Source organism: Roseomonas sp. SRI_022 (assembly GCF_057586215.1).
In genome coordinates this window covers 66789-92514 of the sequence record NZ_JBYCZL010000020.1, presented here as the reverse complement: position 1 = coordinate 92514, position 25726 = coordinate 66789, and the positions used below count along the sequence as shown (strand labels likewise).

22 protein-coding genes are annotated in these 25726 nt (G+C 70.5%); 7 read left to right on the top strand and 15 right to left on the bottom strand.

All coding sequences use genetic code 11. The annotated features are described in order from the left end of the window. Positions 1–438 precede the first annotated feature (438 nt). From AC2YHJ_RS19145 to AC2YHJ_RS19135, 3 genes are read right to left on the bottom strand one after another with little or no spacing between them, the layout of a single operon-like run. Complete coding sequence (locus AC2YHJ_RS19145; protein WP_487397695.1) at positions 439–1218, bottom strand: hypothetical protein; 780 nt, start codon at positions 1216–1218, stop codon at positions 439–441. Then, positions 1215–1847, bottom strand: coding sequence for an isochorismatase family protein (locus tag AC2YHJ_RS19140; RefSeq protein WP_487397694.1), 633 nt, complete (start codon positions 1845–1847; stop codon positions 1215–1217). The genes AC2YHJ_RS19145 and AC2YHJ_RS19140 overlap by 4 nt, the downstream gene beginning before the upstream one ends. Then, a complete protein-coding gene (locus AC2YHJ_RS19135; RefSeq protein ID WP_487397693.1) occupies positions 1844–3031 on the bottom strand; it encodes an FAD-dependent oxidoreductase in 1188 nt (395 codons plus the stop codon). Before AC2YHJ_RS19135 ends, AC2YHJ_RS19140 begins: the two co-directional genes overlap by 4 nt. Before the next feature lie 76 nt (positions 3032–3107). Here AC2YHJ_RS19135 and AC2YHJ_RS19130 point away from each other — a divergent pair, with 76 nt between their 5' ends. Next, positions 3108–3923: a S49 family peptidase gene (locus AC2YHJ_RS19130; protein WP_487397692.1), complete on the top strand. Its 816-nt coding sequence runs from the start codon at positions 3108–3110 to the stop codon at positions 3921–3923. Here AC2YHJ_RS19130 and AC2YHJ_RS19125 read toward each other — a convergent pair. Further along, positions 3918–5051: a M20 family metallopeptidase gene (locus AC2YHJ_RS19125; RefSeq protein WP_487397691.1), complete on the bottom strand. Its 1134-nt coding sequence runs from the start codon at positions 5049–5051 to the stop codon at positions 3918–3920. The genes AC2YHJ_RS19130 and AC2YHJ_RS19125 overlap by 6 nt on opposite strands. A gap of 1 nt (position 5052) precedes the next feature. Further along, positions 5053–5844: an SDR family NAD(P)-dependent oxidoreductase gene (locus tag AC2YHJ_RS19120; protein ID WP_487397690.1), complete on the bottom strand. Its 792-nt coding sequence runs from the start codon at positions 5842–5844 to the stop codon at positions 5053–5055. A 27-nt stretch (positions 5845–5871) separates the two neighbouring features. Between AC2YHJ_RS19120 and AC2YHJ_RS19115 the strand changes: the two genes are divergently transcribed. The 3 genes from AC2YHJ_RS19115 to AC2YHJ_RS19105 are packed head-to-tail and all read left to right on the top strand — an operon-like array spanning position 5872 to position 8332. Beyond that, positions 5872–6777, top strand: coding sequence for a YicC/YloC family endoribonuclease (locus tag AC2YHJ_RS19115; protein ID WP_487397689.1), 906 nt, complete (start codon positions 5872–5874; stop codon positions 6775–6777). Continuing rightward, a complete protein-coding gene (gmk, locus tag AC2YHJ_RS19110) occupies positions 6767–7402 on the top strand; it encodes a guanylate kinase (protein WP_487397688.1) in 636 nt (211 codons plus the stop codon). The genes AC2YHJ_RS19115 and gmk overlap by 11 nt, the downstream gene beginning before the upstream one ends. A gap of 3 nt (positions 7403–7405) precedes the next feature. After that, entirely contained in the window at positions 7406–8332 is a 927-nt protein-coding gene (locus tag AC2YHJ_RS19105; RefSeq protein ID WP_487397687.1) for an AEC family transporter, read from the top strand. Here the strand turns inward: AC2YHJ_RS19105 and AC2YHJ_RS19100 are convergent. Next, complete coding sequence (locus AC2YHJ_RS19100) at positions 8292–9233, bottom strand: LysR family transcriptional regulator (protein ID WP_487397686.1); 942 nt, start codon at positions 9231–9233, stop codon at positions 8292–8294. The genes AC2YHJ_RS19105 and AC2YHJ_RS19100 overlap by 41 nt on opposite strands. A gap of 130 nt (positions 9234–9363) precedes the next feature. Between AC2YHJ_RS19100 and AC2YHJ_RS19095 the strand changes: the two genes are divergently transcribed. After that, a complete protein-coding gene (locus AC2YHJ_RS19095) occupies positions 9364–10278 on the top strand; it encodes an alpha/beta fold hydrolase (protein ID WP_487397685.1) in 915 nt (304 codons plus the stop codon). A 119-nt stretch (positions 10279–10397) separates the two neighbouring features. Here AC2YHJ_RS19095 and AC2YHJ_RS19090 read toward each other — a convergent pair whose 3' ends face one another. Further along, on the bottom strand, positions 10398–10745 hold the full coding sequence (locus tag AC2YHJ_RS19090) for a hypothetical protein (RefSeq protein WP_487397684.1): 348 nt from the start codon (positions 10743–10745) through the stop codon (positions 10398–10400). Between the two features lie 46 nt (positions 10746–10791). On the opposite strand from AC2YHJ_RS19090, the gene AC2YHJ_RS19085 reads away from it, so the two are divergent. Continuing rightward, on the top strand, positions 10792–13899 hold the full coding sequence (locus AC2YHJ_RS19085; protein WP_487397683.1) for an ATP-binding protein: 3108 nt from the start codon (positions 10792–10794) through the stop codon (positions 13897–13899). Between the two features lie 46 nt (positions 13900–13945). On the opposite strand, the gene AC2YHJ_RS19080 is transcribed toward AC2YHJ_RS19085, so the two are convergent. From AC2YHJ_RS19080 to AC2YHJ_RS19045, 8 genes are all read right to left on the bottom strand, one after another. Continuing rightward, positions 13946–15844, bottom strand: a complete 1899-nt coding sequence (locus tag AC2YHJ_RS19080) for a hypothetical protein (protein WP_487397682.1) — start codon at positions 15842–15844, stop codon at positions 13946–13948. Between the two features lie 56 nt (positions 15845–15900). Continuing rightward, on the bottom strand, positions 15901–16734 hold the full coding sequence (rsmA, locus tag AC2YHJ_RS19075) for a 16S rRNA (adenine(1518)-N(6)/adenine(1519)-N(6))-dimethyltransferase RsmA (protein WP_487397681.1): 834 nt from the start codon (positions 16732–16734) through the stop codon (positions 15901–15903). Positions 16735–16974: 240 nt separating this feature from the next. Further along, on the bottom strand, positions 16975–18315 hold the full coding sequence (locus tag AC2YHJ_RS19070) for a peptidylprolyl isomerase (RefSeq protein WP_487397680.1): 1341 nt from the start codon (positions 18313–18315) through the stop codon (positions 16975–16977). Between the two features lie 218 nt (positions 18316–18533). Continuing rightward, complete coding sequence (locus AC2YHJ_RS19065) at positions 18534–20813, bottom strand: LPS-assembly protein LptD (RefSeq protein WP_487397679.1); 2280 nt, start codon at positions 20811–20813, stop codon at positions 18534–18536. Positions 20814–20818: 5 nt separating this feature from the next. Next, positions 20819–21943, bottom strand: a complete 1125-nt coding sequence (gene lptG / locus AC2YHJ_RS19060; RefSeq protein WP_487397678.1) for an LPS export ABC transporter permease LptG — start codon at positions 21941–21943, stop codon at positions 20819–20821. After that, positions 21940–23091 (bottom strand): LPS export ABC transporter permease LptF, encoded by a 1152-nt coding sequence (lptF, locus tag AC2YHJ_RS19055; protein ID WP_487397677.1) that lies wholly within the window; start codon positions 23089–23091, stop codon positions 21940–21942. Before lptF ends, lptG begins: the two co-directional genes overlap by 4 nt. A gap of 145 nt (positions 23092–23236) precedes the next feature. After that, positions 23237–24652, bottom strand: a complete 1416-nt coding sequence (locus AC2YHJ_RS19050) for an FAD-binding oxidoreductase (protein ID WP_487397676.1) — start codon at positions 24650–24652, stop codon at positions 23237–23239. A 40-nt stretch (positions 24653–24692) separates the two neighbouring features. Next, entirely contained in the window at positions 24693–25013 is a 321-nt protein-coding gene (locus tag AC2YHJ_RS19045; RefSeq protein ID WP_487397675.1) for a hypothetical protein, read from the bottom strand. A 153-nt stretch (positions 25014–25166) separates the two neighbouring features. Here AC2YHJ_RS19045 and AC2YHJ_RS19040 point away from each other — a divergent pair, with 153 nt between their 5' ends. Then, complete coding sequence (locus AC2YHJ_RS19040; protein ID WP_487397674.1) at positions 25167–25724, top strand: hypothetical protein; 558 nt, start codon at positions 25167–25169, stop codon at positions 25722–25724. Positions 25725–25726 lie beyond the last annotated feature (2 nt).

Genomic DNA, 25726 nt, shown 5'->3' with positions numbered 1-25726 from the left:
CGGCCGCATCCCATTGGGCGGCGGCCGGGCCTTGCCCGGACATGATTGCGCCAGAAGAGCGCCTGCAACTGCGTGCGGCAGGCTCGATGCTGTCAGCATTGAGCATGAGTCGAGGCCGTCACGCACAGTTGAATGTTCCGTTCCGTTCGGGCCGGTGCGGAACAGTTGACCTCACCATTTGGGATTCACCTGCGCGACTCAGGGAATCTTGCGCCTGATCAAGTTTCTCATCCGCCGAAGCGGATAGAGGGGCGGTGAGATCGCAGACTTTCAATTGTGACGTGGTGAGGGTGCGGATCGATTTCCGTCACCGTCGAAGTGCGCATGCGGAGGAAGAAGCCCCTCTTCCGCTACGCACCCAGGACCGCTGGCGCAAGACTCGCGCCGGCGGTCCTGCGCTTGGCCGAAACCCGCCGCTTCGGGCGTTGCAGCGTGCGGTCAGCCCGGCGCGGCAAAGGCGCCGCGCAGGGCCAGGCCGATCGGTACCATTCCGGGGATCACCTCCCGCGTGAACAGCGTGAGGGTCGGGGCGAAGCTGGCCAGCGCCGCCGGTGTTGGAGGCGCCGGACCAAGTGCCGCGATCAGGCCGGGCGCCTCAGCCTCCGCCGCAGCGACGGCCGCTTCGCGTGCGGCGCCGAGCCGGCCGGCTGCGAGCAGCTGGGCCAGCATGGCGGGCAGCGTCGCCAATATCGCCGGCCAATGCGCGAGATGCAGATAGAGGCTGGGCACCACGGAAGCATCGGACAGCCCGTGCCGCGCGGCGAGCGCGCGCACCTCGGCGGCGGCATCCGGCGGCAACTCCGCGAGCCGTGGCAGGGCAGGGGGCGGGGGCGGCATCGATCCGATCGCACCAAAGGCGGCCGGACTGCCGGGCCCCATGCCGGCAAGTCGCAGCCGGATCGCCGTCAGCACCGCAAGGTTCGTGAGGTTACCGCGATTGTAGGTCTCGATCAGTTCCGCGACGCCGGCCGGCGCGGCCGTGCGTGGCAGCACCGGCACTGCGACGCGCGCCGCGATCCGGTCGCGCGCCCCGGCCGCCGCGCCACTGTCCAGCGCCGGGCGCGCCTGCACCCACAGCCAGTCGAGCACGCCCGGCATTGCCGCAGCATGACGCCAGATCAAATTGACCTGCGCGACGCCCACGCCCTGCCGCAGCCCGGCATAGACCGCCGCGACCGCGGGCGGCGCCTCTGCCTCGCGGATCTCGGCCAGGCTCACCGCGGCGCGGTCCAGGCGGTCTCGAGTTCCGCCCGCGTCATCAGGTCCGCGTATTTCTGGCCCATGTCGAACAGGTTCGCCTCATGCGGCGCGATGGCGCGATCGCCGACGCAATCGATGACGCAGACGGTGCGGAAATTGTGCTGCATGGCATCGACCACCGTCGCGCGCACGCAGCCCGATGTGGTGCAGCCTGCCACCGCCACCGTATCCACCCGCCGGAAGGCCAGCCATCCGGCGAGGTTCGTGTCGAAGAAGCCCGATGCTCCCTGCTTGCGCACCACCAACTCGCCCGGCAGCGGCGTCAGTTCCGGCACGATCTGCGACAGCGGGCTGTCTTCCGTCAGTTTCTTCAGCGACGGTGCCTTCAGCGTGAAGACACCGGCATCCGACCCGTCATCGGCATAGACGACGCGCGTATGCGCGACCGGCCAGCCCTGCTTCCGCGCGAAGGCGAGCAATTGCACCGTCTGCTCGATGGCAGGCGCGATGTTGCCGCCGCCGAAATGCTCGGGGTCGGAGAAGCCGACCACGAAATCGATGATGACCAGCGCCGGCGCCTGGCCCAGCCCCGCGCGGTTGCCCATGCCCTGGCGGTGATAGATGTCGGCTTCCGGATGTCCGCTCATGCGACGTTCTCCAGGTCCCGCAGCGATTGGATCATCGAGGTGCGCAGCAGGAAGGCGCGATGCTTCGCCGCATCGCCTGCCGTCGCGCGCAGGTCGTCGTGATGGGCGCGCCGCACCTCGGGGTCGCGCTGGTTCAGGATCTGGCGGTTGCGCAGTGCGGTCGCCTGCACCGTCTCCAGCGCCACCTTGCGGCGCTGGCGGGAGTAGCGCTCCATCAGCGCCACATCGGCGCCACGCCAGACCTCGATCAGCTTGCCGGCCAGGTTGAAGGCGTCGTGCACGCCGCCATTCATCCCCATGCCGCCCAGCGGGTTGTTGATATGTGCCGCATCGCCGGCGATGAAGCAGCGCCCCTGCACATAGGTGTCGGCGACGCGTTCATGTACGCGGTACGCGGTGCGATGGCGCAATTCGTAGCCGGCGGGGTTCGGTAGCACCGCCTGCAGCCGGTCCTGGATGCGGGCGGGGTCCAGCATCCGCTCCTCCGTCTCTGCGGCATCGGTGGGGAACAGTACTCGCCACAGGGACGCCGTGCGCAGCAGCACGAACCATTCCTCCGGATCGGAGATATAGGCGATGTTGGCGAGGTCGCCGATGTGATCGTGAAATGCGAAGGTCGTTGACAGCGTCAGGAAGATCTCGGGGATCGTCATCCCGTCGAAGCCGATGCCGAGCGACTTGCGCACCGCCGAGGACGCGCCATCCGCACCGATCAGGTAGCGCCCGCGGATCGGCTCGCGCGACCCGTCCGGGCGCTCGACCGTGAGCGTCACGCCATCGCCGTCCTGCGCGACATCCACCGCCTTGGCGTCATACAGGAACGCCTCCGCCGGCAGCCGGTCGCGCAGCATCCGCGTCAGCCGCCATTGCTCGCATTGCAGGCGATAGGGATGCGCCGTGTCGTCCTTCAGATGGCCGAGATCGAAGGTGGCGATCACCCCCGCATGCCGGTCGCGGAACTGCCAGGTCGGGCAGATCAGCCCCTGTTCGATCATCGCGCCCGTCACGCCGAAGCGGTCGAGCATGTCGAGCGTCGGCGGATGGAAGGTGGATGCACGCAGATCATCGGGCAGGTCGCGCGCCTGTTCGACGATGGTGATGGGAATGCCTGCATCGGCGAGCAACGCGGCGGCGACGAGCCCAGCAGGCCCGGCACCGGCAATCAGGACACGGTCATCGGTCATGGGTGCATAGCAGCGCGAGGGACGGCCGGCGGCAAGGCGCCTTGATGCGACCACCGGCGTGGGCGTCTATTGCGGCATGGTGTTCTCCCTCTTCGATCGCGCCCCGCGCGTGGCGCTGGTCCGGCTGGCCGGGCTGATTGCCGCGCGGCCCGACCCCTTCGCGGGTGGGCTGAATGCGGCCGGCATCGGTCCGTTGCTCGACCGCGCCTTCGCCATCAAGCGGCTGGCGGCGGTGATGCTGGTGGTGAATTCGCCGGGCGGGTCGCCGGTGCAGTCCTCGCTGATCGCCGCCCGCATCCGCCGCCTGGCCGAGGAGAAGAAGGTCCCGGCCATCGCCGTGGTCGAGGATGCGGCGGCCTCGGGTGGCTATTGGATCGCCTGCGCGGCGGATGAGATCGTCGCCGATCCGGCTTCGATCCTGGGGTCGATCGGGGTGATCAGTGCCGGCTTCGGTTTCGACAAGGCGATCGCGCGGCTCGGCGTGGAGCGGCGCCTGCGCACCGCGGGGTCGGAAAAGTCCTTCCTTGATCCCTTCAAGCCTGAGCGCGAGCCGGATGCCGCGCGGCTGGAGGAACTGCTCGCCGCGCTGCATGAGGAATTCAAGGCCTGGGTTCGCGCACGTCGCGGCGCCCGACTGAAGGCGCCGGAGGACGCGCTGTTCACCGGCCGCTTCTGGACCGGCCGCCAGGCGCTGGAGCTTGGCCTCGCGGATGCGCTCGGCGATGCGGAGGGCGAGGCGAAGCGTCGCTTCGGGGAGAAGGTGAAGATCATCCGCCTCGGCCAGCGCAAGCGGCCTTTCCCCTGGCGGCTGATCCCCGGCGCGCGGGAGGGGGTCGAAGCGATCGCGGCGGCGATGGAGGAGCGCGCCGCCTGGGCGCGGCTCGGCCTATAGCCCTGCCACTCCCGGACCCAGCGTCTCGAACAGCCGCGCCAGCACCCTCGTGCGCGGTACCAGGCAGCGCAACTCGACGAATTCCTCCAGCGTATGCGGCCCGCCGCCGATCACGCCGAGGCCATCCAGTGTCGGCACGCCCAGCGCCCCGGTGAAATTCCCGTCCGACCCGCCGCCTGCGACCCGCTCCCCGGCCGAAGGCAGCCCGCATTCGACCGCCAGCGCGGCGGCGTGGTCATACAGCGCCTGGATCGCTGGCGTCTTACCGAAGGGCGGCCGGCCAAGCCCCGCGGTCACCTCGGTCCGCACATCGGGGTCGTGCTGCGGCAGGGCGTGCACCGCCTCGCGCAACTCCGCTTCCTCCGCCGCCGTCGGCACCAGCGCATAGCAGATCGCCCGGCATTCGGCGGGCACCATGTTCTCATGCGTGCCGCCCTGGATGATGCCGATGTTGACGTAGAAGTTGCGCGGGTGGTCGGTCAGCGCCTCCAGCGCCAGGATATGATGCGCCATCTCGCGCACCGCGGACCGGCCCTCGGCGTGATAGGCCCCGGCATGTGCGGGCCGGCCGATGGTGCGCAGATGCCACCGCGCGATGCCGTGCCGCGCGATGGTGAACTTGCCGCCCTCGCCGGAAGGTTCCACCACCAGAGCGGCTCGGTGCCGCAACGCCTCGGCCTCGATGGCGGCGCGGGATGACGGGCTGCCGACTTCCTCATCCGGGATCATCATCAGGCTGACCGGCAGGCGTGGGCGGCGACCGGTCGCGTGCAGGTGCTGCAGCGCGGCCACCGCCATCGCATTGCCGCCCTTCATGTCGTAGATGCCGGGGCCATAGGCGCGCTCGCCCTCGACGCGATACGCGAAGGTGCCGCGCTGATGCACCGTGTCCATGTGGCCGAGCAGCAGCAGCCCTGGCCCGTTCACCTCGCCCGCCACGCGCCCGATCAGGATGTCGCCGTATCCGTCGCGCCCCGGCGTGCGCTCGATCGTCGCGCCGATGCCGCGCAGCAGCCCTTCCGCATGGTCGGCGACGCGGTTCACGCCTGCCGCGTCGTTGGTCGGGCTTTCGATCTCCACCCAGGCACGGACGGCATCGAGCAATCCGTCCGTCGTCAAATCCCGCATCTCAGATGTTTCCGTCCGCTGCCTTGGCGGGCATGCGGCTGAAGAACCAGGCGCGCGCCGCGATGGGCAGCATGCCGAGGATGCGTGCGCCGGCATAGGTCGGCCAGGGATAGGCCACGCGCACCTTCCCCCGCGCGATGCCCGCCAGCGTCCGCCGGGCAGCCTCGTCGGCATCCATCAGGAAGGGCATGGAAAAGGCGTTGCGTGCCGTCATCGGCGTGCGGACGTAGCCCGGGCAGATCGCATGCAGCCGGATGCCGCGTCGTCGCTCGGTGGCGTCCAGCGCCTCCGCCCAGCGCTGCACCGCCGCCTTGGTCGCGCAATAGGTGGGCGCGCCGGGTGCTGCGACGAAGGCGGCGAGCGACGCGATCACCGCCACCCGGCCACGCAGCCCGTCCTGACCCGGCGCCTGCGCCGCCATGGCGTCGATTGCCGGTAGGGCGGTGTTCAGAACGCCGGTCACGTTGATGTCGAAGATGCGCCGGGTCTGGTCGGCGGGTTCCGTCGCGCCACCCGTCCCGGCCGAGACTCCGGCATTGGCGATCACCAGGTCCAGCCGACCGGCCGCCGCGATCCAACCCGCCATCGCCGCCGCGTCGCGCACGTCGAGGACCTGCGCGCGCACCTCCGCCCCTCGGGCGCGGCAGGCGGTGGCGGCGTCCTCTAGCCGTGCGGCGTCGCGCCCGGACAGGTGCAGCACGGCGCCCGGCCGGGCACAGGCCTCCGCCAAGGCGCGCCCCAGGCCGGAGGACGCCCCGGTGATCAGCACATTGTCCCAGCCGGCTTGCATCATGCCCCTCCACGGGGGAGAAGCGGCGCCATGGCCGCACATCCCCTATCCTCCATGACCGGCTTCGCCCGCGAGGGCGGCACGCTGGCCGACGGTTCCTCCTTCCTGTGGGAATTGCGCAGCGTCAACGGCCGGGGCCTCGATGTCCGCCTGCGGCTGCCGAACGGCCTCGACACGATCGAGGCCCCATTGAAGGAAGCGACGGCGAAGCTGCTCAAGCGCGGCAATGTTTCCGCGACGCTAACGGTCAAGCGCGAGGAGCGCGCCGCCCCGCGCCTGACGCCCGATCCGGCCGCGCTCGACCAGGCGCTGAAGATTGCCCTCGATCTCGCCGCCCGCATTCCCGGCGCGGCGCCCCCGCGCGCCGAGGCGCTGCTGACCCTGCCCGGCGTGCTGCGCTCTGAGATCGTCGAGCCGGACGAGGCGGAGGAGGAGGCGAAGCGCAGCACCATCGCCACCGCCTATGCCAAGGCGCTGGACGGGCTGATCGCATCCCGTCGCGCGGAGGGCGAGAAGCTCGCCGCCATCCTGACCGTGCTGCTGGATGAGGTCGCGGCCCTGCACGGTCTCGCCACCACCGAGGCTGCCGACCAGCCCGCGCTGCACCTCGCCCGCCTGCGCGAAAGCCTCGCCGCGCTGCTGGAGGGCGAACGCCGCGTGCCTGAGGAGCGCCTCGTCCAGGAAGTCGCGATGCTCGCGACCAAATCCGATGTGCGGGAAGAGCTGGACCGGCTCTCCGCCCACATCGCGGAGGCGCGCCGCCTGCTGACCTCCGGGGATGCGGTCGGCCGCAAGCTCGACTTCCTGACGCAGGAATTCGTGCGCGAAGCCAATACGCTGTGCAGCAAGTCCTCCTCGATCCCGCTGACGCGCATCGGGTTGGAACTGAAGGCGGCGATCGAGCGGCTCAAGGAGCAGTCGGCGAATGTCGAATGACGTGATCGCGCGGCGCGGCCTCTGCCTGGTGCTGGCGGCGGCACCGGGCGCGGGGAAGACCTCCGTCTCCCGTGCGCTGCTGGAGACCGAGCCGGAGCTTTCGCTGTCGATCAGCGCCACGACCCGCGCGCCGCGCCCGGCCGAGCAGGAAGGCGTCCACTACTTCTTCAAGACCGATGCCGAATTCGACGCCATGGCCGAACGCGGCGAGTTCCTGGAACACGCCCGCTTCCTCGGCCGCGCCTATGGCACGCCGCGCGGGCCGGTGGAGGCCGCGCTCGCGGCCGGCCGCGACGTGCTGTTCGACATCGAATGGCAGGGCCATCGCCAGATGAAGGCGACGCTGCCCGAGGATGTCGTAGGCATCTTCCTGCTGCCGCCCTCGCTGCCCGACCTCGAGGCCCGGCTGCGCGGCCGCGGCCAGGACAGCGAGGACGAGATCGCCCGCCGCATGGCAGCGGCGCGCGAGGAGATCACCCACTGGGACGAGTTCGACCACATCGTGGTCAACCGCGACTTCACGGCGACGGTCGCGCAGGTGCGGTCCATCCTGCATGCCGCGCGCAGCGAACGGCGCCGCCAACCCGGCATGGCCGGCTTCATCGCGCGGCTGCTGGCGGGCTGACGCTTGGGCGTCATCCTCGATATCGTCGCACCCGTCTTCATCATCATCGGGCTCGGCTACCTGGCGGCGGTGCGGGGCTTCATCACGGAAGCCGGCTTCCGTGGCCTCAACGACTTCACCTTCAACCTCGCGGCACCGGCGCTGCTCTTCATCGGCGGCACTTCGGGCAATATGGGCGGCGGGCCGGCCGCGCTCGCCTTCTTCGGGGCTGCTCTGCTCATCTATGCCGCCGCGCTGTGGCTCGGGACGCGGCGCATGGCGATGCCGCTGGGCGAGGCCGGGCTGTTCGCTCTGAACTGCACCTTCGGCAACACGGTGATGATGGGCATTCCGCTGATCGCGGCCACCTTCGGCCAGGCGGGGCTGCCCATCCTGATCACCATCATCGCCTTGCATTCCATGGTGCTGCTGACGCTCGCGACCGTGGTGGCGGAGGTCGGGCTGCACCGCCACGCGCCCTGGCGGCGCATCGTGGTCGCCACCGTCTCGGGCGTACTGCGCAACCCGGTGGTCGCGACGGTCTTCGTCGCGCTCGCCTGGAGCACGCTCGGCCTGCCGGTGCCGGGGGTGATGCGCCGGACGCTGGAAATGCTGGGTGCGGCGACGCCGCCCGTCGCACTGTTCTGCCTGGGCGGTTCACTCGCTGCCTTCCGGGCCGGGCAGGCCTGGGGGGAGGTCGCCTGGGCGACGGTGCTGAAGCTCGCCGCGCTGCCGCTGCTGGTCTGGGGCGGTTGTCTGCTCCTGGCACTCTCACCGCTGGAGACCGGCGTGGCCGTGATGACCGCGGCCTTGCCGACCGGGGCCAACGCCTTCCTGCTGGCGCGGCGCTACGCGACCGGGGCTGACCGGTCGGGGGCGACAGTGCTGGTGTCCACCGTGATCTCGGTGTTCACGCTCGCCTTGGTGCTGGGCTGGATCCGGGCGGGCTGATGGGCTGATCCCAGCTTGGCGGATCGCCGAAGGCGCAGCGCAGATGGGCCGTGAGGGCGCGAATCTTCGCGGAACTCCGTCGCCCCTCGGCATGGGCCAGGACGATGAATTCCGGCTCGGCCTCCGCGCCGACATCGATGGACGACAACACGCCGGCGCGCAACGCCGCGCCCGCGATGAAGGATGGCAGCAGCGCGATGCCGAGGCCCGCGATGGCCGCGTCGCGCATCACGTCGCCATTGTTCACGCGCAGCGCGACGCGCGCGCGCACCAGCGCCACGCCCTCCCGCCCGACCAGGCGCCAATCCGCCACGCCGCGATTTGCGTAGAAGATGCCGCCATGCTGTTCGAGGTCGGCGATCGAGCGCGGCGTGCCGTGGCGCGCAAGGTAGTTGGGCGACGCGACCAGGCAGCGCCGGCTCGAAGCGAGGCGCATGGCGACCAGCCGGCTGTCTTCGATCGGCCCGTGGCGGATGACGGCGTCATAGCCCTCGGCGGCGACATCCACACGCCGGTCGTCGAGGTCGAGCGCCAGGGCGATGCCGGGATTTGCCGCGAGGAAGGGATACAGTGCCGGGCCGAGATGCATCCGCCCGAAGGTGACCGGCGCCGACAGGCGCAGCGGCCCGGTGAGGCTGCCACGACGTTCGGCGATCTCGGCCGCAGCCTCCTCGACCTCCCGCGTGATGCGGGTGGCGTGCGCGAGGAAGGCGCTCCCGTCCTCCGTCAGTGACAGCCGGCGCGTCGTGCGATGTAGCAGCACCGCACCAAGGCTGCGTTCGAGCTCGACCAGCCGCTCGCTGACGACCGATTTGGCCAGCCGCAGGCGCCGCGCGGCCTCGCTGATCGATCCCGCCTCGGCGACCTGAACGAAGGCCGCGATGCCGTCGAGTTTGAGCATCGTTCGGTGAATCCGGATTACAGTTTCGATATTTGCAGTCTGCTCCGAACGCATGGACGATGCCATTGTCGCGGCAACACGAGCGGTTGGGGCAAGGAAACGCCGCCCGACCGCCGCAGGAGACACAATCATGCTTCGTTCCGTGATCGGCGCGGCTGCCGCGCTGGCCTTCGCGTTGCCGCTGGCCGCCGAGGTTCCACCCTATCCCGATGGCTTCCGCATCCAGCAGGTGCAGGCGGAGGGCGCCACCATCCATGTCCGCATCGGCGGGCAGGGGCCAGCGGTACTGATGATACACGGCTATGGCGAGACTGGAGACATGTGGGCGCCGCTCGCCGCCGCGCTGGCGCGCGACCATACCGTCATCGCGCCCGACCTGCGCGGCATGGGCTTGTCCTCCAAGCCCGAGGGTGGCTACGACAAGCGCACCCAGGCGGGGGACATGGCGCGGGTTCTCGATGCGCTCGGCATCCAGCGCGCCGACTTGGTGACCCACGACATCGGCAACATGGTCGGATACGCCTTCGCCGCGCAGTATCCCGCGCGTGTGACGCGCCTCGTGCTGATGGATGCGCCCATTCCCGGTGTGGGTCCGTGGGATGAGATCCTGAAGAGCCCGCTGCTGTGGCATTTCCGCTTCGGCGGACCGGACATGGAGCGGCTGGTCGCGGGCCGCGAGCGCATCTATCTCGACCGATTCTGGAACGACTTCTCAGCGGATCCGCGCCGCTTCGACGAGGCATCCCGCGAGCATTATGCGCGGCTCTATGCGCAGCCCGGGGCGATGCGCGCGGGCTTCGCGCAGTTCGCGGCCTTTGATCAGGACGCCGTGGACAACCGCGCCTTTCTCGCCCGTGGGCCGCTGACCATGCCGGTGCTGGCGGTCGGTGGTGCCGCCTCGCTGGGTCCGGTGATGGGCGCGGTCGCACGCGGCGCGGCGACGAATGTGGAGGAGGTGATCATCCCTGCCTCCGGTCACTGGCTGATGGAGGAACAGCCCGAGGCGACGGTCGCGGCCATCCGCACCTTCCTCGGGCGCAACTGACGCGCCTCGCCCCGTAGAAACCATGCGTCTCAGGCGGTGGCGAGGCCGATGGCCTCGCCACTGAACGATCCCGCCCCACGCGCCATCCGATCACGCGAGGCGCAGTCCTTGCGTCCGCCTTACGGCCAGACCTTCGACCGGCCGCCTTCCTGGTCCTTGTCGGCTTCGAGCGCGCCCGCGCCGAGGTTCACCACGCGCTGGATGGTGCCCGTCTCCTCGCGGCGGATGGGCTGGTCGGCCACCACATCCTCGGGCTCCTGCGCCTCCCAGACGCCGTCCTTCATCAGGTAGCGCTGGATCCGGCCGGATTGCTTGTAGGTCACGCTGAACGGGCCGGGGTGGAACACCGCCCGCGTCACCGATCCGGGGGGCCAGAGGATCTCATAGGTCGCCACATCGGCATCGGCGTCGAAGGCCGCCTCGCGGGCCTTCGCCAGGGGCATTTTCTCAAAGGGATCTTCGGGCATACGATTGACGATCCTTCATTTCTGTAGCGTGTGGTATCGCATCCTCATGTCGGCCGCGGAAGATGCTTCTCGGTGTCCCAGATGCTCGACGCCCGTTCTCGCGGGCGCGCGCTTCTGCCATGGCTGCGGCCATTTCCTCGCTGCCCCGCAGACGAGCCGCACCGAGGAGCGCAAGGCGCTGTCGGTGCTTTTCGCTGATATCCGCGGGTCGACGCGACTGATCTACAACGAGGACCCGGAACGCGCCCGGGAACTGTTCAAGCCCGCCATGGACGCCATGGTCGATGCGGTCCGCCGCTTCGGCGGCACGGTCAACCGCGTGGTCGGCGACGGCATCATGGCGATGTTCGGCGCGCCGGTGGCGATGGAACAGCATGCGCTCGGCGCCTGCTGCGCCGCCCTGCACATGCGCGACGCGCTGCGCCACATCGGCATCGAGCAGCGCACGCGCCACGGCATCGACTTCGCCACGCGAATCGGCGTGCATTCGGGCGAGGTCGTCGTTCACGACGTCGCGAACGACCTCTCGGCCGGCCTCGATGCCGCGGGCGCCGTGGTGCACATCGCCGCGCGAATCGAACAGGCGACCGAACCGGGGGAAGCGTGGATCTCCGCCGCCACGCACCGGCTGGTCGAAGGCTACGTCACCGCCGACACGCCGCGCATGCTGGACCTGCGCGGCGCGACCGAACCGGTGGAGGTGTTCCGGCTGGTCGCCGTCGATCCGCGCCGCCCGCGGCTGCAGATCGGCGCCCGGCGCGGCCAGGCCCCCTTCGTCAGCCGCAGCAGCGAGATGTCGGTGCTGGACGCGACGCTGAACCGCAGCGTCACCGGCCATGGCGGGGGCGTCGTGCTGGTGGGCGATGCCGGCTGCGGCAAGTCGCGCCTGGTGCATGAATTCCTCGCCCGGCAGCCGCAGGACAATCCGCGCATCCTGCACGCCTTCTGCCAGCGCTACGACGCGACGACGCCGCTCGCGCCGCTGGCGACACTCGCCCGCACGCATTTCGGCATCACGTCCGAGGACGACACCGAACGCGTTCATGAACGCGTCGAACACGGCTTGCGCGACGCCGGTCCTGCCATGGCCGACGCCGTGCCGGCCCTGGTCGCGACGCTGAGCCGCGGTGCCGAGGAACCTGCCTGGCGCGCGCTGGCGCCGGATCAGCGCCAGCGCCGGCTGCACGCCGCCTTCACCGGTCTGTTCCACCACCTCGCCGAGGAACAGCCCCTGGTGCTGACGGTCGAGGACCTGCATTGGGCCGATGGCGAGACGCTCGCCGTGCTCGACCGCGTGGCCGAGGCGCTGCCGACTTCGCGGCAGATGCTGCTGCTCGACCACCGGCCGGAATTCACCCACGCCTGGCCGTCCAGCATCAGCGCCGTACGGGTGGAACCGCTGTCGCGCGACCACACGCTGGAACTGATCCGCCGCATGCTGGGCGATGCGATCGGCAATCACCGCCTTGCCCGGTTGCTGGCCGAACGCACCGGGGGCAATCCCTTCTTCCTCGAGGAATGCGTCTCCTCGTTGCTCGAACAAGGGGCACTGGTCGGCGAGCGCGGCGCCTATCGCCTGGTCGCGGAACTCGACACGCTCGACCTGCCGGACACGGTGCGCAGCCTGATCGGTTCGCGCATCGATCGCCTGATGCCGGCGGACAAGCAGGTGCTGCAGGCCGCCGCCATCATGGCGCGGGAGGTCGAGCCACGCATCCTCGCCGCCATGCTGGAACGTGCCGAAGGCGACGTGCTGCCCGCCCTCGCGCGCCTTGAAGGTGCGAACCTGATGCAGGGCGCGCTGGGGGAGACCGAGGCCAGCTTCGAGTTCCGCCACGCGCTGATCCAGGAAACCACCTATGCCGGCATGCTGAAGTCGCATCGCCGCACCCGGCATGCCCGGCTGACGGAGGTGCTGGAAGGACCGCTCGGCGACCGCCTGACCAACCGGGTCGAGGCGCTGGCGCTGCACGCGGCGCGCGGCGAGACCTGGGACAAGGCGGCGCGCTACGGCCGGCAGGCCGGTGCCAAGGCGGCGGCGCGCTCGGCCAACCGGGAAGCCGTGCAGTTCATCGAACAGGCGATGGACGCCCTGTCCCGCCTGCCCGAGACCGAGGAAGTGCTGCGCGAGGCGGTCGATCTGCGCTTCGACCTGCGCACCCCGCTGTTCCGACTCGGCCAGGTCGCCGGGCTGTCCGACCGGCTGCGGGAGGCCGAGGCGCTGGCCGAGCGGCTCGGCGACTATGAGCGGCTGGGCCAGCTCGCTTTGTTCATGAGCCATCAACGCTGGCTTGCCGGCGACAATGCGGGCGCGATCGGCGCCGCGGAACGCGCCGCGGCGATCGGGCGCAGCGCGGGTGACAACGCATTGGTGGTGCGGGCGGGCTTCCAGGCCGGGCTCGGCCAGGTCGGGCTGAGCCAGTTCGCGGCCGCGGCGGCGTCGATGGCGACGGTGGCCGAACTCGGGGAGCAGCCCGGCTATATCGACCGGTTCGGGTTGGAACGACCCCTGACGGTTGTCGCCCTCGGCTACCGCGCCCGGGCGCTGGCCGAACTCGGTGAATTCCAGCGCGCTTCGGAGGCGGTGGATGCGTGCCGGGCGCTGGCGGCAACCGTGAAGCGGCCCTTCACCTCGATCTTCGCCTCCATCGCGGAGGGCCATCTGCGACTGATGACCGGTGAGCCGACCCCGGCGATGGCCTCGCTGGAGGCCGCGCTCGACTTCGCGCGCAAGGCCGAGACGCAGCTCATGATCCCAGTCGCCGAGGGCTTCTTCGGCGCCGCCTGCACGGCGGCCGGGCGCTGGAGGGACGGGGTGCGCCACCTCGAAGCCGCGGTGAAGGAGGCCGACGAGATGGGCTTCCTGTTCCAGCAGCCTCTGCGCCTCGCCCTGCTGGCCGAGGCGCACTTGGCCGCCGGGGAGGTGGAAGCGGCGGCGACCCAGGCCCGGGCGGCGCGCAGCCTTGCCGAACGCCAGGGGGCGCGGGCCGCGCTGGCTCATGCGCTGATGATCGAGGGGCGGCTGGCCCAGGGCGCCGGCGAGGAGGCCGCCGCGCAAGCACAGCTCGCCAGGGCGCTCACCATCGCCGAGGAACTGTCCCTGCGCCCGCTGGCGAGCCGAATCCGCGGCATGCTCGGCCTGCCCCCTCTCTGAACCACCTCACACTGCGGTCAGGGTGGGTTTCCGGCTGCGATCTCCGTCACAGCACCGCGTCGAAACGCTTGGGCCGCGTCATGTTGCCGATCGAGGAGAGCACCACCAGCTTCCCGTCCGGCCCGCCTTTCAGCGTCGCGCATAGACCCCAGCCGTTCGCCGCGAGGGGGATCTTCGGCGCTTGCCAGGGGATGCGGACCTCGCCCGTGGCGCCGGGGGCGATCGGCGGCAGCGTGGCCTCGCCGACCGGCCGCCAGGCGCCGGCGCGCAGCGGGGCATCGGCTGTGGTGCCCTGGGCGGCGATGGCGACATGCAGCGACCCGCTCGGCGCATCGCCGCGATTGGTCACGCGCAGGCGGAGTTCCTTGCCGTCCAGCGCCAGGTCCGGGGAAGTCCAGGGCCAGGCCCCGGCGCGCGGGTCCGTTTCGTAGCTGGTGCCGGGCGCGGCGTTCCAGGGCGTGGCATGCAGCACCGCCCGGCCGGCCGCGGCGCTGACGGAGAGCCGGTAGCGCCCCGCCTTCTCCCGCGCCGCGACGATCACCACGACTTGGATAAGGCCGGCGGTCGGCACGAAGCGCGTCCAGCGCGGTCTGTCGCTGCGGATCAGGTCGGCAAGCTGTTCCTGCCCGGCCGCGTCGCGGCGGATCAGCAGCAGCTGGACGATCGGATCCTCCATGCCTTGGTCCACCGCGAAGTCGAGTTGGAGCAGGGGCGGGGTGGCGCCGGCCAGGTCGATCACCGTGTAGCGCGCGGCGAAGCCGGCGCGGACGGCGCCCTTCGGGATCTCGAAGACATAAGGCTTGGCGGCCAGCGTCTCGGCGCGGATCGTCTCGCCGGGCCAGACGAAGGGGCGCTTGCGGCTGAACCGGCCACCGCCCTCGTCATCCTCGACATAGTCGAAGCGCTGGTCGGGCACCGGCCGGCCGGTGCCGTGCAGCCAGTTGGCGACGAGGAAATTGCCCCAATCCGTCTCGGTGGACAGGATCTCGCCGCCCGCGACGTCGAGATGTTCGAAGCGGTCGAGATGGCCTTCGCCGACCACCTCGCCGCGCGCTTCCCGCAGATCGGCCAGGATGTAGCCGGTCTTGTCCACCATGCGTTCGAGGATGGCGAGCATGACGTCGTGGCCGAAATCTGAGGTGCCGCGGATCTCGCCATGCTGTTCGCACAGCCAGCGCCAGAACAGCGCGGCGGCGTAGGAATGCGGCGCGATCTCGCCGCCCGGTGCGGCGTGGTGCAGCAGCGGGCGGCCCGGGTCGTCGAGGAACTCGATGCCGTCCTTGAGGTAGCGATCGCCGGAATCGAGCACCCAGTCCTCGGCCAGCCGCGCGCCGCCCTCGCGCAGCGCGGCATAGAGCGGGGACGTCTTCGCCGTGGTCGCGTTGTATTCGTACTGCACGCGGTGGAAAATCTCGTGCGCCACGGTCAGCAGCGCATCCGCCCCGTCGAGGCGGGTCGAGACCCAGACATGCGGCAGCCAGACCTCGGTGCCGCCGCGGTAGTTCGCCCCCGATTCGGCACCGAAGGTGCAGAGGCGGATGGTCAGCCGCTTCGGCACCTTGAAGCCGAGGTCGCCGAAGACCTTCAGCGAATGAACCGCCATCCGCGCGACGGCCTGGACATGGGCCGGATGCGCCGGGTCCGCGATGGGCCCGAGCGGGACGCCAGCGACCGTGCAATCCGTCGGGCCGGCCGGCGGGGCGGCGCGTTCGGGTGGCAGGGCGTGGTGCGGATGCGCCGCTGCATCCAGGGTGTAGACGATCTCGATGGCGCCATCGGTGAAGCGCCGCCAGGCATCCAGTGGTGCCGTCAGCGGGCCGAAGGCCGGGCCGAGCTTGGGGTCGCCGCCGGGCGGCGGCGCGACCGGAACCGCGCTCAGGGATTGGGCATCCGACGCGGAGCCGCAGCGGCAGGCGCCGCGCCCGAAGATCTTGCCAAGCAGCATGGTTGACGTTCCCGATCCGAATCGGCTGGCAGCCTCCCCGCCACGCATGGCAGGCGTCAAGCCGTGCGGTCGCGCAACCCCCGCGCGAGGCGGTCGAACTCCGCCACGGTCAGCGTCTCCGCGCGCCGCGATCCGTCGATTCCGGCCGCGGCCAGCAACCCCTCGGCATCGCCCAGCGACTTCAGCGACCCCCGCAGCATCTTGCGCCGCTGCCCGAAGGCGGCCGCGGTGGTCCGTTCCATCGCGGCGAACAGGGCAGGGCCGGGATCCTCGGCATGGGGCGTGAAGCCGACCACGGCGGACCACACCTTGGGCGGCGGCGTGAAGGCACCGGGCGGCAGCCGCAGCAGCAGGTCGCACCGGCAGCGCCACTGCGCCAGCACCGCGAGCCGACCATAGGCCGGCGTGTCCGGTGCCGCAGTGATGCGCTCGGCCACCTCCTGCTGGAACATCAGGGTCATGCCCTCGATCGCCGCGGCCTGGCGCAGCCAGCCGACCAGCAGCGGGGAGGCGACGTTGTAGGGCAGGTTGGCGATGATCCGCCGCGGCGCGGGCACCAGCGCCGTGGCGTCGGCCTTCTGGGCGTCGCCTTCGATCACCGTGAGCCGGCCGGGATGCGCGGCGGCGAGTTCGGCCAGAAGTGCCACGGCCCGGCGGTCGAGCTCCACGGCGACCACCTCGGCCGCCGGCGTCGCCAGCAGGGCGCGCGTCAGGCCACCGGGGCCGGGGCCGACCTCCAGCACATGCCGCCCCGCGAGGTCGCCGGCCAGCGCGGCGATGCGCGCGCAGACGGAGGGGTCGAGCAGGAAGTGCTGGCCGAGCGACTTGCGCGCATCGAGGCCATGGCGGGCGATGGCCTCGCGCAGGCTAGGCTGGTCGGGGGGGGTCATTGCGGGGAAGGAAGCCGGAGGGGCGCTGCCCCTCCGGACCACCCCGCCAAAGGGCAGTGCCCTTTGGACTGCCGTCTTTTGGTGCCGGGCGCCGCTGCAGGGCGGAGCCGCTTCGGTGCAAGACGGGCGCTGCGAGGGTTCCGAATGACTGCTGTGCTCGCCACCAGGTGAAGGTTTCCAAAGGCCCTTAGGCCTTTGGCGGGGTGGCTTGGAGGGGCGGCGCCCCTCCAACCTTTCCCCTCAACCACGCCGCGCCGGCTGCTGGGCTGCGGCGGGCGCCTGTGCCGGCGCCGGGGTCCCCGAACGGATGTCGATCTGCGCGCGCCGCTGCAGGTCGCGCAGCACCTGCCGCGAGATCAGCTCCACCCTTTCGCGCACGATCCGGTCGCGCGCCTGGTCGGCCGTGACCTCGGCGAGGTTGCGCGTCTCCCGCGCGCAGACCACGAGAACCATCGCGCCATCCGGGGCGATGATGGGCTGCGACGGCCGGCCGAGCGGCAGGTTGGCGAGCAGGTCGCGCAATTCCGGCGGCGTGACGGTGTCGAGCCGCACCTGCCCTGGGTCGTTCACCCGCGCCCCGGCGCGCCCCGCGGCGTCCAGCGCCTCGCAGGACCGCGCCGTTTCCGACAGCCGCTGGGCGCTTTCGACCTGGCGCATCTGCTGCGCGGTCGGGGCGACCGGGTTGACCTGGCCTTCGAAGGGGAAGACCGCTTGGCGCACCGTCATCATCGTCGCCATGTCGCGGCCCGCGGTGCGCTTCTGCCGCAGCATCGCGATGACGTAGCCGCCGGGAACGCGGATCGGGTTGGAGACGGCGCCCTCGGGCATCTGCCGCACCACGGCCGCGACTTCGGGGTCGAGCCGTTCGGCCTGGGTCCAGCCAAGGTCGCCGCCGAGCATCGCCGACTGCGACTGGCTGAACTGGGTCGCGACCATGGTGAAGGGCGCGCCCGCCCGCAGGCGGGAGATGATGTCGGAGGTGAAGCGCTGGACCTCGGCCTCCTGGCCGGGGGCGGAGACGGGGATGAAGATCTCCGAGACCATGTATTCGGGCTGGCCGCTGCGCGCCTGGGCGGCGGCGAGGTATTCGTCGATCACTGGCTGGCTGATGGTCGCCTGGTCGCCGAGCAGGCCGCGCAGCAGGCGGTTCCAGCCGATCTGGGCGCGGATCTGGTCATAGAGCACGCGCGGGTCGATGCCGCCGCGGCGCAGATTCTCCCGCAGGCCACCCGGTGGCAGGCCGTTGCGCGTCTCGATGTCGCCGACCGCATTGGCGATGTCCTGGTCGGTCACCGGGATACGGCGGCGCGTGACTTCCTGCGTGCGCAGGCGTTCGTTGATCAGCAGGCGCAGGATCTGGTCGTTGGCGCGGCCGGCCACTTCGCCCGTCATGCCGGCCGACAGTGCGAGCAGGCGGCGGCGGCTTTCGACCTCGTTCAGGGTGATGACGTCGCCATTCACCACGGCGGCAACGCGATTGGACTGCGCCGCGGCCGGGCCCGCCAGGGCGAGCAGCGCGGCCAGCGCCGCGGCGGCAAGGGTGGGCAGGCGGCCCCGTGGGGTGTGCGTCGCGTCTGTCATGGCAGCGCCTTCATAGTGGGTGGGGCGGGCAGGGGCCAGCCCGGCGAGCGCACCCCATGCCGCGATCCGCGAGCGCACAGCGCGACCGCGCCCAGACCGCCCGTTGCGCCCGGCGCGACGGTGCGGGGCGCGAAGGCAAGCCGGCCGGATGGCCGGCGCCCGCCGTTCGAGGGATCAAACAAAGACCCATCCACAGGCCGCCACGGGCGGCCTGTGGATCAGATCGCTCTGAACCCGACATCGCCGACCGTTTTCAGCCCGATGCGGAACAGCAGGACCGTATTGGCCGGATAGAGATTGTTGGTCGAAGGATCCTCGGCGAAGCGCTTGAGGAAGCGGGCTTCGAGCAGGAAGCACTCATCCTCGTAGGCCGCCGAGGCGGTGATCACCACCGGCCGGTTCAGCTCGATGTCGTAGCGGGCGAAGGCGCCGAAGCGCCAATTGCCGAAACGCTGGTTGAAGCCCACCGCGACCTCGTTGCGGTCCTGCACGGGGGTCAGGTAGGGCATCGCAGGCGTGAAGAGGTAGCCGCCCGTCAGCGAGGTGCCAGAGCCGATGCTGACAGTGGTCGAGAGGTCGAGGAACTGCACCGCGCCATTGTCCTGCGCGAAGCGCCCGCGGCCGAGGAACTCCAGCCAGCTGACCGGCATCAGCCGCGCGCGGCCGACGTAATCCGAGGCCCGGTTCTCAAGCCCGCTGTTGGTGTAGAACGGCCCGCCATCGTTCTGCACGCGATAGGACGCGCCGGCGAGGCCTTCGAGCATGCCGCCATTGGGGAAGTACCAGGCGCCGCGCAGCGCGTAGTCCACGCGGGTGCCGCCTTCCTGCCGGTCGCGCCCGGCGAAGCGGTTCAGGTTGAACAGATTCGCGTCGGTGAATTCGAGGTCGATGCTGTCCTCGTTCGGCACCGAGGACTGGTTGCCGGTCAGCGGCCCGCCGACGAACTGGATGCGCGGTTCGATCACCTGCTGGCCGTATTCGCCGGCAGAACGCACGAACGGCATCCGCCAGTCGAGCGCGGCGCGGATATTGGCCGTGCCGATCGACCCGTTGTCGGCGCTGGTCGAGAAGTTCGGCGCGGCGGCAAGGTCGGTATAGGCATAAGCCGAAAGATCGGCCTGCGCGCGGACCGTCCACAGCCCGCCCGCATTGTCCGTCATCGGCAGGTTGTAGCCGATGCGGGTCGATCCCCGCTGGGTGCTGGTGCCCTTGTCGCGGAACACCGCGAAGTTCCAGGTATCGAGCGTGAAGGTGCCGCCCAGCGGATCCGGCTGCGACTGCCAATCCGCGTAGATGTTCGGCAGGACGTAGGGGATCAGGCTGTTGTTGTCAGTCGGGCGCAGGCCCTGATAGGCGCGCGCGTCGATGCGCGCATAGGCGCTGGTGCCCCAGAAGCCCTCGGTATAGGCGTTCTGGTCGAGCAGCCGCCGCGCGCCGTAGCGATAGATGCGGAGGTAATCCTCGCTGGTCGCCCAATTGTAGTTGAAGCCGGCGCGCCAGTTCTCGTCGAGACTGAAGCGCCCGCGGGAGAAGATGTGCCCCGCCGCGCCCTCGGGCGTGTTCTCGCGCCCGTTCAGGTAGCCGAGCGAGCCTTCCGCTGCGATCTCGCCGAAGTTGAAGCGGCGACGATACTCCATCCCGAGGTTGGGCAGGTTGTTGGTCGCGATCAGCGGCCGCAGCAGCAGGTCCTGCGTCTCGTCGATCGCCCAGTAGTAGGGCGTCTCGACAAAGCCGCCGAGGTAGGAGGTGATGCCGAAGGTCGGGCTGAGGAAGCCCGACTGCCGCGGCGCAGAGGCCGAGGGATGCTGCAGATACGGCGTCCAGAACAGCGGGATGCCGCCGAATTCGACGGTGGCATCGCGATAGCGCACCTGCCGCGCCGTCTGGTCGAGCGTCGCGGTGCGCGCGCGGAGCTGCCAGATGGGCGGTGCCAGCGGGTCGGTCTGGCAGGGATCGCAGGCCGAATAGACGACGCGGGAGAGGTCGAAGAAATTCCCGCCGGTGCGCCGCGCGCCGGCCGCGGCGACGCGCCCGTTCTGCGCCAGCAGTCCGCGCAGCCCTTCGAGAACGCCGTCCTTGAACTCGTTCCGCAGTTCCACGCTGTCGGCGAAGATGACCTGGCCGTCGGCCTCGATCAGTTGGACATTGCCGCGCGCAGTGGCGACGCCGGTGTTGCGGTCATAGGTGAATTCATCCGCGCGCAGCACGCGGTTGCCCTGCCAGGCCTCGACCCGGCCGCGGGCGACGACCAGGGCGCGGTTCTGGTCATACTCCACCTCCTCGGCGGTGAAGGTGACGGGCTGGTCCTGCGCCGGCGGCGCACCGGGCGCGGCGGCAGCCGGGGCGGCGGCTGGTGCGCCCCGATGCTGGCCTGGCAGCACCGGGGCAACGTTCTCCGGCGCGGAGATCGGCGGCAGCGCGCTGGTCTGCGCGAGCGCCGGGCCGGCCCCCAGCGACAGCAGCGCACCGAGACCGAGGCATTTCGGCAGTCCGGCCATGGGCCTCATCCGTCCTCGAGGTGCAGGAGCAAGGCGGTGGCGAGCAGGAAGCCCGCCCCGGCCGGTGCCCAGGCGGCGAAGATCACCGGCAGCGTCCCGGCCTCCCCGAATTCCCCGGTCACCTTGTCGATCACGAACAGCGCGAAGCCGGCGGCGACACCGCCGCCGATCATCTGCCCCACGCCGCCACGGCGGGAGGAGCGCATGGAGAACCCGGCCGACAGCAGCGCCATGGCGGCGGCGAGCAGCGGCAGGGCGAGTAGCGACTGGAACTGCAGCCGGTGGCGCACCGCCGAGAAGCCCGCATTCTCCAGCACCTGGATGAAGTCCGGCAGCGCCCAGAAGGACAGCGTGTCGGGGCTCGCGAAGGAATCCTGGATGCGGGACGGGGTCAGCTCCGTCGGCAGTTCGAGCCGCCGGACGGGCGAGGGCATGCGGTCCGACCCGAAGGTCACGGCGCTGCCGATCACCCAGCGCCCGGGTTCGAGCACGGCGGAGGATGCCTCGACCCGCGCCAGCGGGCGGTCCTCGGCCGACAGGCGCCAGACGGTCACGTCATCCAGGCGGAAGGCCTCGCCCGGGCGGAGGTTGGCGATCGGCACCGGCCGGCCGGACAGGATGGCCACGCCCTGCGGTTCCAGCCCGGCATCGGATTGCCGCAGCCACAGTCGCCCGCCGGCCAGGGCGGTGATGCCCGAGGTGTTGCGCAGATACTGCGCGTCGAGCCGTTCGGCCCGCGCCAGCATCGCCGAGGAGAGCGGCGAGATCATCGTCGTCGCGAAGGTGCCGAGCAGCACCGCGACGACGACCGGCCCGGTCAGGAAGCCCCAGGCCGAGACGCCGGCTGCGCGTGCCACCACCAGTTCCGAGGACCGCGTCAGGCGCCAGAAGGCGGTGATGCCGCCCAGCAGGATGGCGAAGGGCAGGATCTGCATGGCGACGAAGGGCAGCCGAAGTGCTGCGATCTGCGTGACCAGGCCGAAGGTCGCGTCCTGGCGCGTCGCCGCGCGGCGCAGCAGCTCGATCAGGTCGAACAGCGCCACCAGCGCGGCGAGCGCGGCGAGCATGGCGACCGTCATCGCCGCGAAGCGCCGCGACACGTACAGGGTCAGGGTCCGGGTGAAGGTCATGCCTCGGCCGGCATGGGCGGGCGGGCGGGCTTCGGCCAGCCGGGCGCGCCGGTCATCCACCACAGCGCGATGACGCCGGGCAGCAGCGCCTGGATCCAGATCAGCGGCACCCAGGCATTGTTGCGCGCCGCGAGATTGCCGCCGGTCAGCCCGAAGGCGAGCAGGCCGACCACCAGCGCGATGCCGACCGCGATTCGCGCACCCCCGCCATGGCGGCGAAATTCCCCGGTCAGCGCGACGGCAAGCCCGACCAGGGCGAAGGACAGCGTCGTGAAGGGGCCGGACAGGCGCTGGTGTGCCTCGGCGTAGTAGCGGCGGAGTTCTCGGTCGCGCAGGCCTTCCGCAGGGTCGGGATTGAGCAGCTCGGCGACCGAGCGCTCGCGCGAATCGCGCGTCCGGGCTTCCTCCCCGCGCGTCGCGCGGGCGAGATCGATGCTGTTTTCGGAGAACGACAGCAGGTTGAGCCGCAACGGCGGCGTGCCCGGCGCGGCATTGGCCGGCGCCTTCTCGACTTGCTGGCGCACGCCGTTCAGCAGCGTCACGCGCGGGCCGGTCGGCGACGTCGTGATGCGTCCCTGCTCGGCGAGGATCGTCACCGGCGCGCCGTCGTCGCGCTGGTCATGCACCAGGATGCCGCGCAGCGTGCCGTCGGGGTCGCGGTAGCGGGCATAGACGGTCAGGTCGTTGCCAACCTGCGAGAAGACACCTTCCTGCAGCAGCACGCCGACCAGCTGGTTGCGGATCTCGAACTGCCATTGCCGGAAGGCGGTGTGCGACAGCGGCACCAGCCACAGGTTCAGCACCATGCACGCGCCGGTCGCGACCATCGCCAGCAGCACCGCCGGGCGTGCGAGCGTCCATTGCGACAGCCCCGCCGCGCGCATCACCACCAGTTCGCGGTCGCTCGCCAGGCGCACATAGGTGAACAGCACCACGATGAAGGTCGTGATCGGCAGGATCACCGCGAAGAAGGAGGGCAGCATCAGCGAGGTGAGCTCGATGAACACCACCATCGACAGGCCGCGGTCGAGCACGAGTTCGATGAAGCGCAGCGACTGCGTCAGCCAGACAAGCGCCGCCAGCCCCACCGTGACGGCGATGAGGGCGATGGTCAGTTGGCGCAGGAGATAGCGATCGATGCGGGTCATGAAGCCGAGGCAAACTAGAGGTTTGTCCCCCGCGCCGGAAGTCTTGTGGCAAGGGAGATGTTACACTGTTACGCGCGCCGGGCGGCGCGGCAGGGGTCATTTGGGGTAGTGCGCCGATGTGGCCAGATCGCGGCCGGCGGCGACTTCAGGGCAGGACCTTGCCCGGATTCATCACCCCTGCGGGGTCGAGCGCGGCCTTGATGCGCTGCATGGTCGCGAGTTCCGCCCCGCCGCGCCAAGCCTCCATCATGTCGGTCTTGAGCCGACCGATCCCGTGTTCGGCGGAAAACGACCCGTCGAGATCGCGCACCACGTCATTCACCGTATCCATGATGTCGTGGCTGCGCGCGAGGAAGGCGTCGGGGTCCATGCCCACCGGCTGTTCCAGGTTCATGTGGATATTGCCGTCGCCCATGTGGCCGAAGGGCACCGGCCGCGTGCCGGGGATCAGCGCGACGCAGGCGGCCGAGGCGCGGCGGATCAGTTCCGGCACCTTGGACACCGGCACGGAGACATCGTTCTTCACCGACGCACCTTCCTTGCGCTGCGCCTCGGGGTGCTCCTCACGAATGCGCCAGATCGCCTGGCGGCGCGCCTCGCTGCCGCCGATCACGGCATCGATCACCGCGCCGTCCTCCATCGCGGCACCCAGCACCTGCTCGGCGAGGCCCTGCAGGTCGGCATCGGCGCGGGTCGAGGCGAGGTCGACCAGGATGTAGTGGTCGGCCCGTTCCGCCAGCGGCAGGGTGACGCCGGGGATGTGCTTCACGGCGAAATCGACGCCGAGGCCGGACATGTATTCGAAGGCGCGGATCGCGGTCTCGTCGGCCTCGCGGAAGCGGCGGAAGACGGATAGCGCGGCGTCCTCATCCGTCACGGAGCAGAACAGCACTTCGTTTGCGCGGGGGCGGGCGAACAGGCGCAGCGTCGCCGCGGTGACGATGCCGAGCGTGCCTTCCGCGCCGACGAACAGATGCCGCAGCGCGTAGCCGGTGTTGTCCTTGCGCAGCCGGCGCAGCCCGTTCCAGATCTGCCCGTCGGGCAGCACGACTTCGAGGCCGAGCATCAGTTCCCGCGCATTGCCGTAGCGCACCGTCGTGTTGCCGCCGGCGTTGGTGGACAGGACGCCGCCGATCGTCGCCGTGCCCTCGCCGCCGAAGGATAGCGGGAACAGGCAGTTCGCATCCGCCGCCGCGTCCTGGGCGGATTTCACGATGACGCCGGCCTCGGCGGTCATGGTCATGTCCAGCGGGTCGAGGTCGCGGATGCGGTTCATGCGTGCCAGCGACAGCACGACCGACCGGCCGTTCCCTTCGGGCGTCGCGCCGCCGACCATGGACGTATTGCCGCCCTGCGGCACGATGGCGATGCCGGCCTCGGCGCAGATCTTCACGCAGGCGGCGACCTGTTCGGTCGAGGCCGGGCGCAGGACGGCCATGGCCGCGCCCCGATAGAGGCCACGCCAATCCGACAGCGCGGGCGCGATGTCGGCCGGGTCGGTGATCAACCCGGCGGGGCCGAGCAGGGTGGCGAGGGCGGCGGGCAGGGCGGTGTCGGTCATGGCGGGCGCAAACTCCGGCGAAGCCGGGCGAGGGTCAACCTCACCCCTTGCCGGTCATCCGCGCAAACACCTGCCGGTCCCGGTTTTCCTGCATCAGCATGGTCAGGCTCGGGATCTTGCCTAGGCCGAGACCCTGCGGCGGCCCGCCCTCGGGGTCGGCCTCGACCTTGGCGTAGGGCTCGGAGGCGACCTTCTCCCATTTCCCGGCCGGCTTCTTGACCTCGATCGTCACCACCGTCGCCTTCAGCAGCATCCGCACGATCGCCTCCTTGGGGGCGGAAGGCTTGGTCAGGCTCGGGTTGCCGCCGATCATCGTCCAGCCATTGGCGAGCGCCCAGGTGGTCAGCGCATCCTTGTCCATCACGGGCGTCCTTCGCGTTTGCCCGCACCCTATGGGCCGGCGGGACGGCGGCGGCAACGTCCGCGGCGCCGTGTGACGAAACGGCCTGGAAGGTGCGGCCGATCCATGCGGTCATGGCGCTGGGCGCGCCTTTTCGGGGAATCGCGGGGGACCATGGGTTCGGGAACGATCTGGCAGTGGCTGCTGGTCCTGCTCGCGCTGGCGCTGCCGGCCATCCTGATCGTCGTCGCGATCTGCGGCGCGCAGGCCGAGGGCGGGGTGATGACGCCGGGCTTCAAGGGCTGGCTGTTCCTGCTTGCCGCCTCGGTCTGGCTGACGCCGCTGCGCGGGTTGTCGGAGATGGCGCGGATGTCCGCCGAAGGATCCGGCGCTGCGGCGCATTTCCCTTGGCTGATCCGGGCCGATCTCGTGATCTCCGGCATCACGGTGCTGCTGTCGGGCTTCTGCCTGGTGCTGATGCTGCGGCGCGCGGCGGCGTTCCGCACGGTGTTCCCGATCGCAGCGGGCTGGGTCGTGCTGAGCTTTCCGCTCTCGATCCTTGTGGCGTGGCAGGTCCTCGGCTCGGTCTATGGGGTGGAGGTCGCGCTGGGGGAGCTCTTCGCCGCGCTGCGCAACGACATTCCGCAATGGGCGGGCGGCCTCGCCGCGGCCATCGGCTGGGTGGTCTATGTGCGGCGGTCGCGCCGCGTCGCCATGACCTTCGTGGCCTGAAC

Excerpts from the sequence above, each read along its gene's own strand:
- lptG (WP_487397678.1), bottom strand. The coding sequence starts at position 21,943 with ATGACCTTCACCCGGACCCTGACCCTGTACGTGTCGCGGCGCTTCGCG.
- AC2YHJ_RS19065 (WP_487397679.1), bottom strand. The coding sequence starts at position 20,813 with ATGGCCGGACTGCCGAAATGCCTCGGTCTCGGTGCGCTGCTGTCGCTG.
- AC2YHJ_RS19090 (WP_487397684.1), bottom strand. The coding sequence starts at position 10,745 with ATGCCCGAAGATCCCTTTGAGAAAATGCCCCTGGCGAAGGCCCGCGAG.
- AC2YHJ_RS19100 (WP_487397686.1), bottom strand. The coding sequence starts at position 9,233 with ATGCTCAAACTCGACGGCATCGCGGCCTTCGTTCAGGTCGCCGAGGCG.
- AC2YHJ_RS19050 (WP_487397676.1), bottom strand. The coding sequence starts at position 24,652 with ATGACCGACACCGCCCTGCCCGCCGCCCTCGCCACCCTGCTCGGCCCC.
- AC2YHJ_RS19140 (WP_487397694.1), bottom strand. The coding sequence starts at position 1,847 with ATGAGCGGACATCCGGAAGCCGACATCTATCACCGCCAGGGCATGGGC.
- AC2YHJ_RS19085 (WP_487397683.1), top strand. The coding sequence starts at position 10,792 with ATGTCGGCCGCGGAAGATGCTTCTCGGTGTCCCAGATGCTCGACGCCC.
- AC2YHJ_RS19135 (WP_487397693.1), bottom strand. The coding sequence starts at position 3,031 with ATGACCGATGACCGTGTCCTGATTGCCGGTGCCGGGCCTGCTGGGCTC.
- AC2YHJ_RS19120 (WP_487397690.1), bottom strand. The coding sequence starts at position 5,844 with ATGATGCAAGCCGGCTGGGACAATGTGCTGATCACCGGGGCGTCCTCC.
- AC2YHJ_RS19125 (WP_487397691.1), bottom strand. The coding sequence starts at position 5,051 with ATGCGGGATTTGACGACGGACGGATTGCTCGATGCCGTCCGTGCCTGG.
- AC2YHJ_RS19115 (WP_487397689.1), top strand. The coding sequence starts at position 5,872 with ATGGCCGCACATCCCCTATCCTCCATGACCGGCTTCGCCCGCGAGGGC.
- AC2YHJ_RS19130 (WP_487397692.1), top strand. The coding sequence starts at position 3,108 with ATGGTGTTCTCCCTCTTCGATCGCGCCCCGCGCGTGGCGCTGGTCCGG.
- AC2YHJ_RS19040 (WP_487397674.1), top strand. The coding sequence starts at position 25,167 with ATGGGTTCGGGAACGATCTGGCAGTGGCTGCTGGTCCTGCTCGCGCTG.
- AC2YHJ_RS19095 (WP_487397685.1), top strand. The coding sequence starts at position 9,364 with ATGCTTCGTTCCGTGATCGGCGCGGCTGCCGCGCTGGCCTTCGCGTTG.
- AC2YHJ_RS19070 (WP_487397680.1), bottom strand. The coding sequence starts at position 18,315 with ATGACAGACGCGACGCACACCCCACGGGGCCGCCTGCCCACCCTTGCC.
- lptF (WP_487397677.1), bottom strand. The coding sequence starts at position 23,091 with ATGACCCGCATCGATCGCTATCTCCTGCGCCAACTGACCATCGCCCTC.
- rsmA (WP_487397681.1), bottom strand. The coding sequence starts at position 16,734 with ATGACCCCCCCCGACCAGCCTAGCCTGCGCGAGGCCATCGCCCGCCAT.
- AC2YHJ_RS19045 (WP_487397675.1), bottom strand. The coding sequence starts at position 25,013 with ATGGACAAGGATGCGCTGACCACCTGGGCGCTCGCCAATGGCTGGACG.
- gmk (WP_487397688.1), top strand. The coding sequence starts at position 6,767 with ATGTCGAATGACGTGATCGCGCGGCGCGGCCTCTGCCTGGTGCTGGCG.
- AC2YHJ_RS19080 (WP_487397682.1), bottom strand. The coding sequence starts at position 15,844 with ATGCTGCTTGGCAAGATCTTCGGGCGCGGCGCCTGCCGCTGCGGCTCC.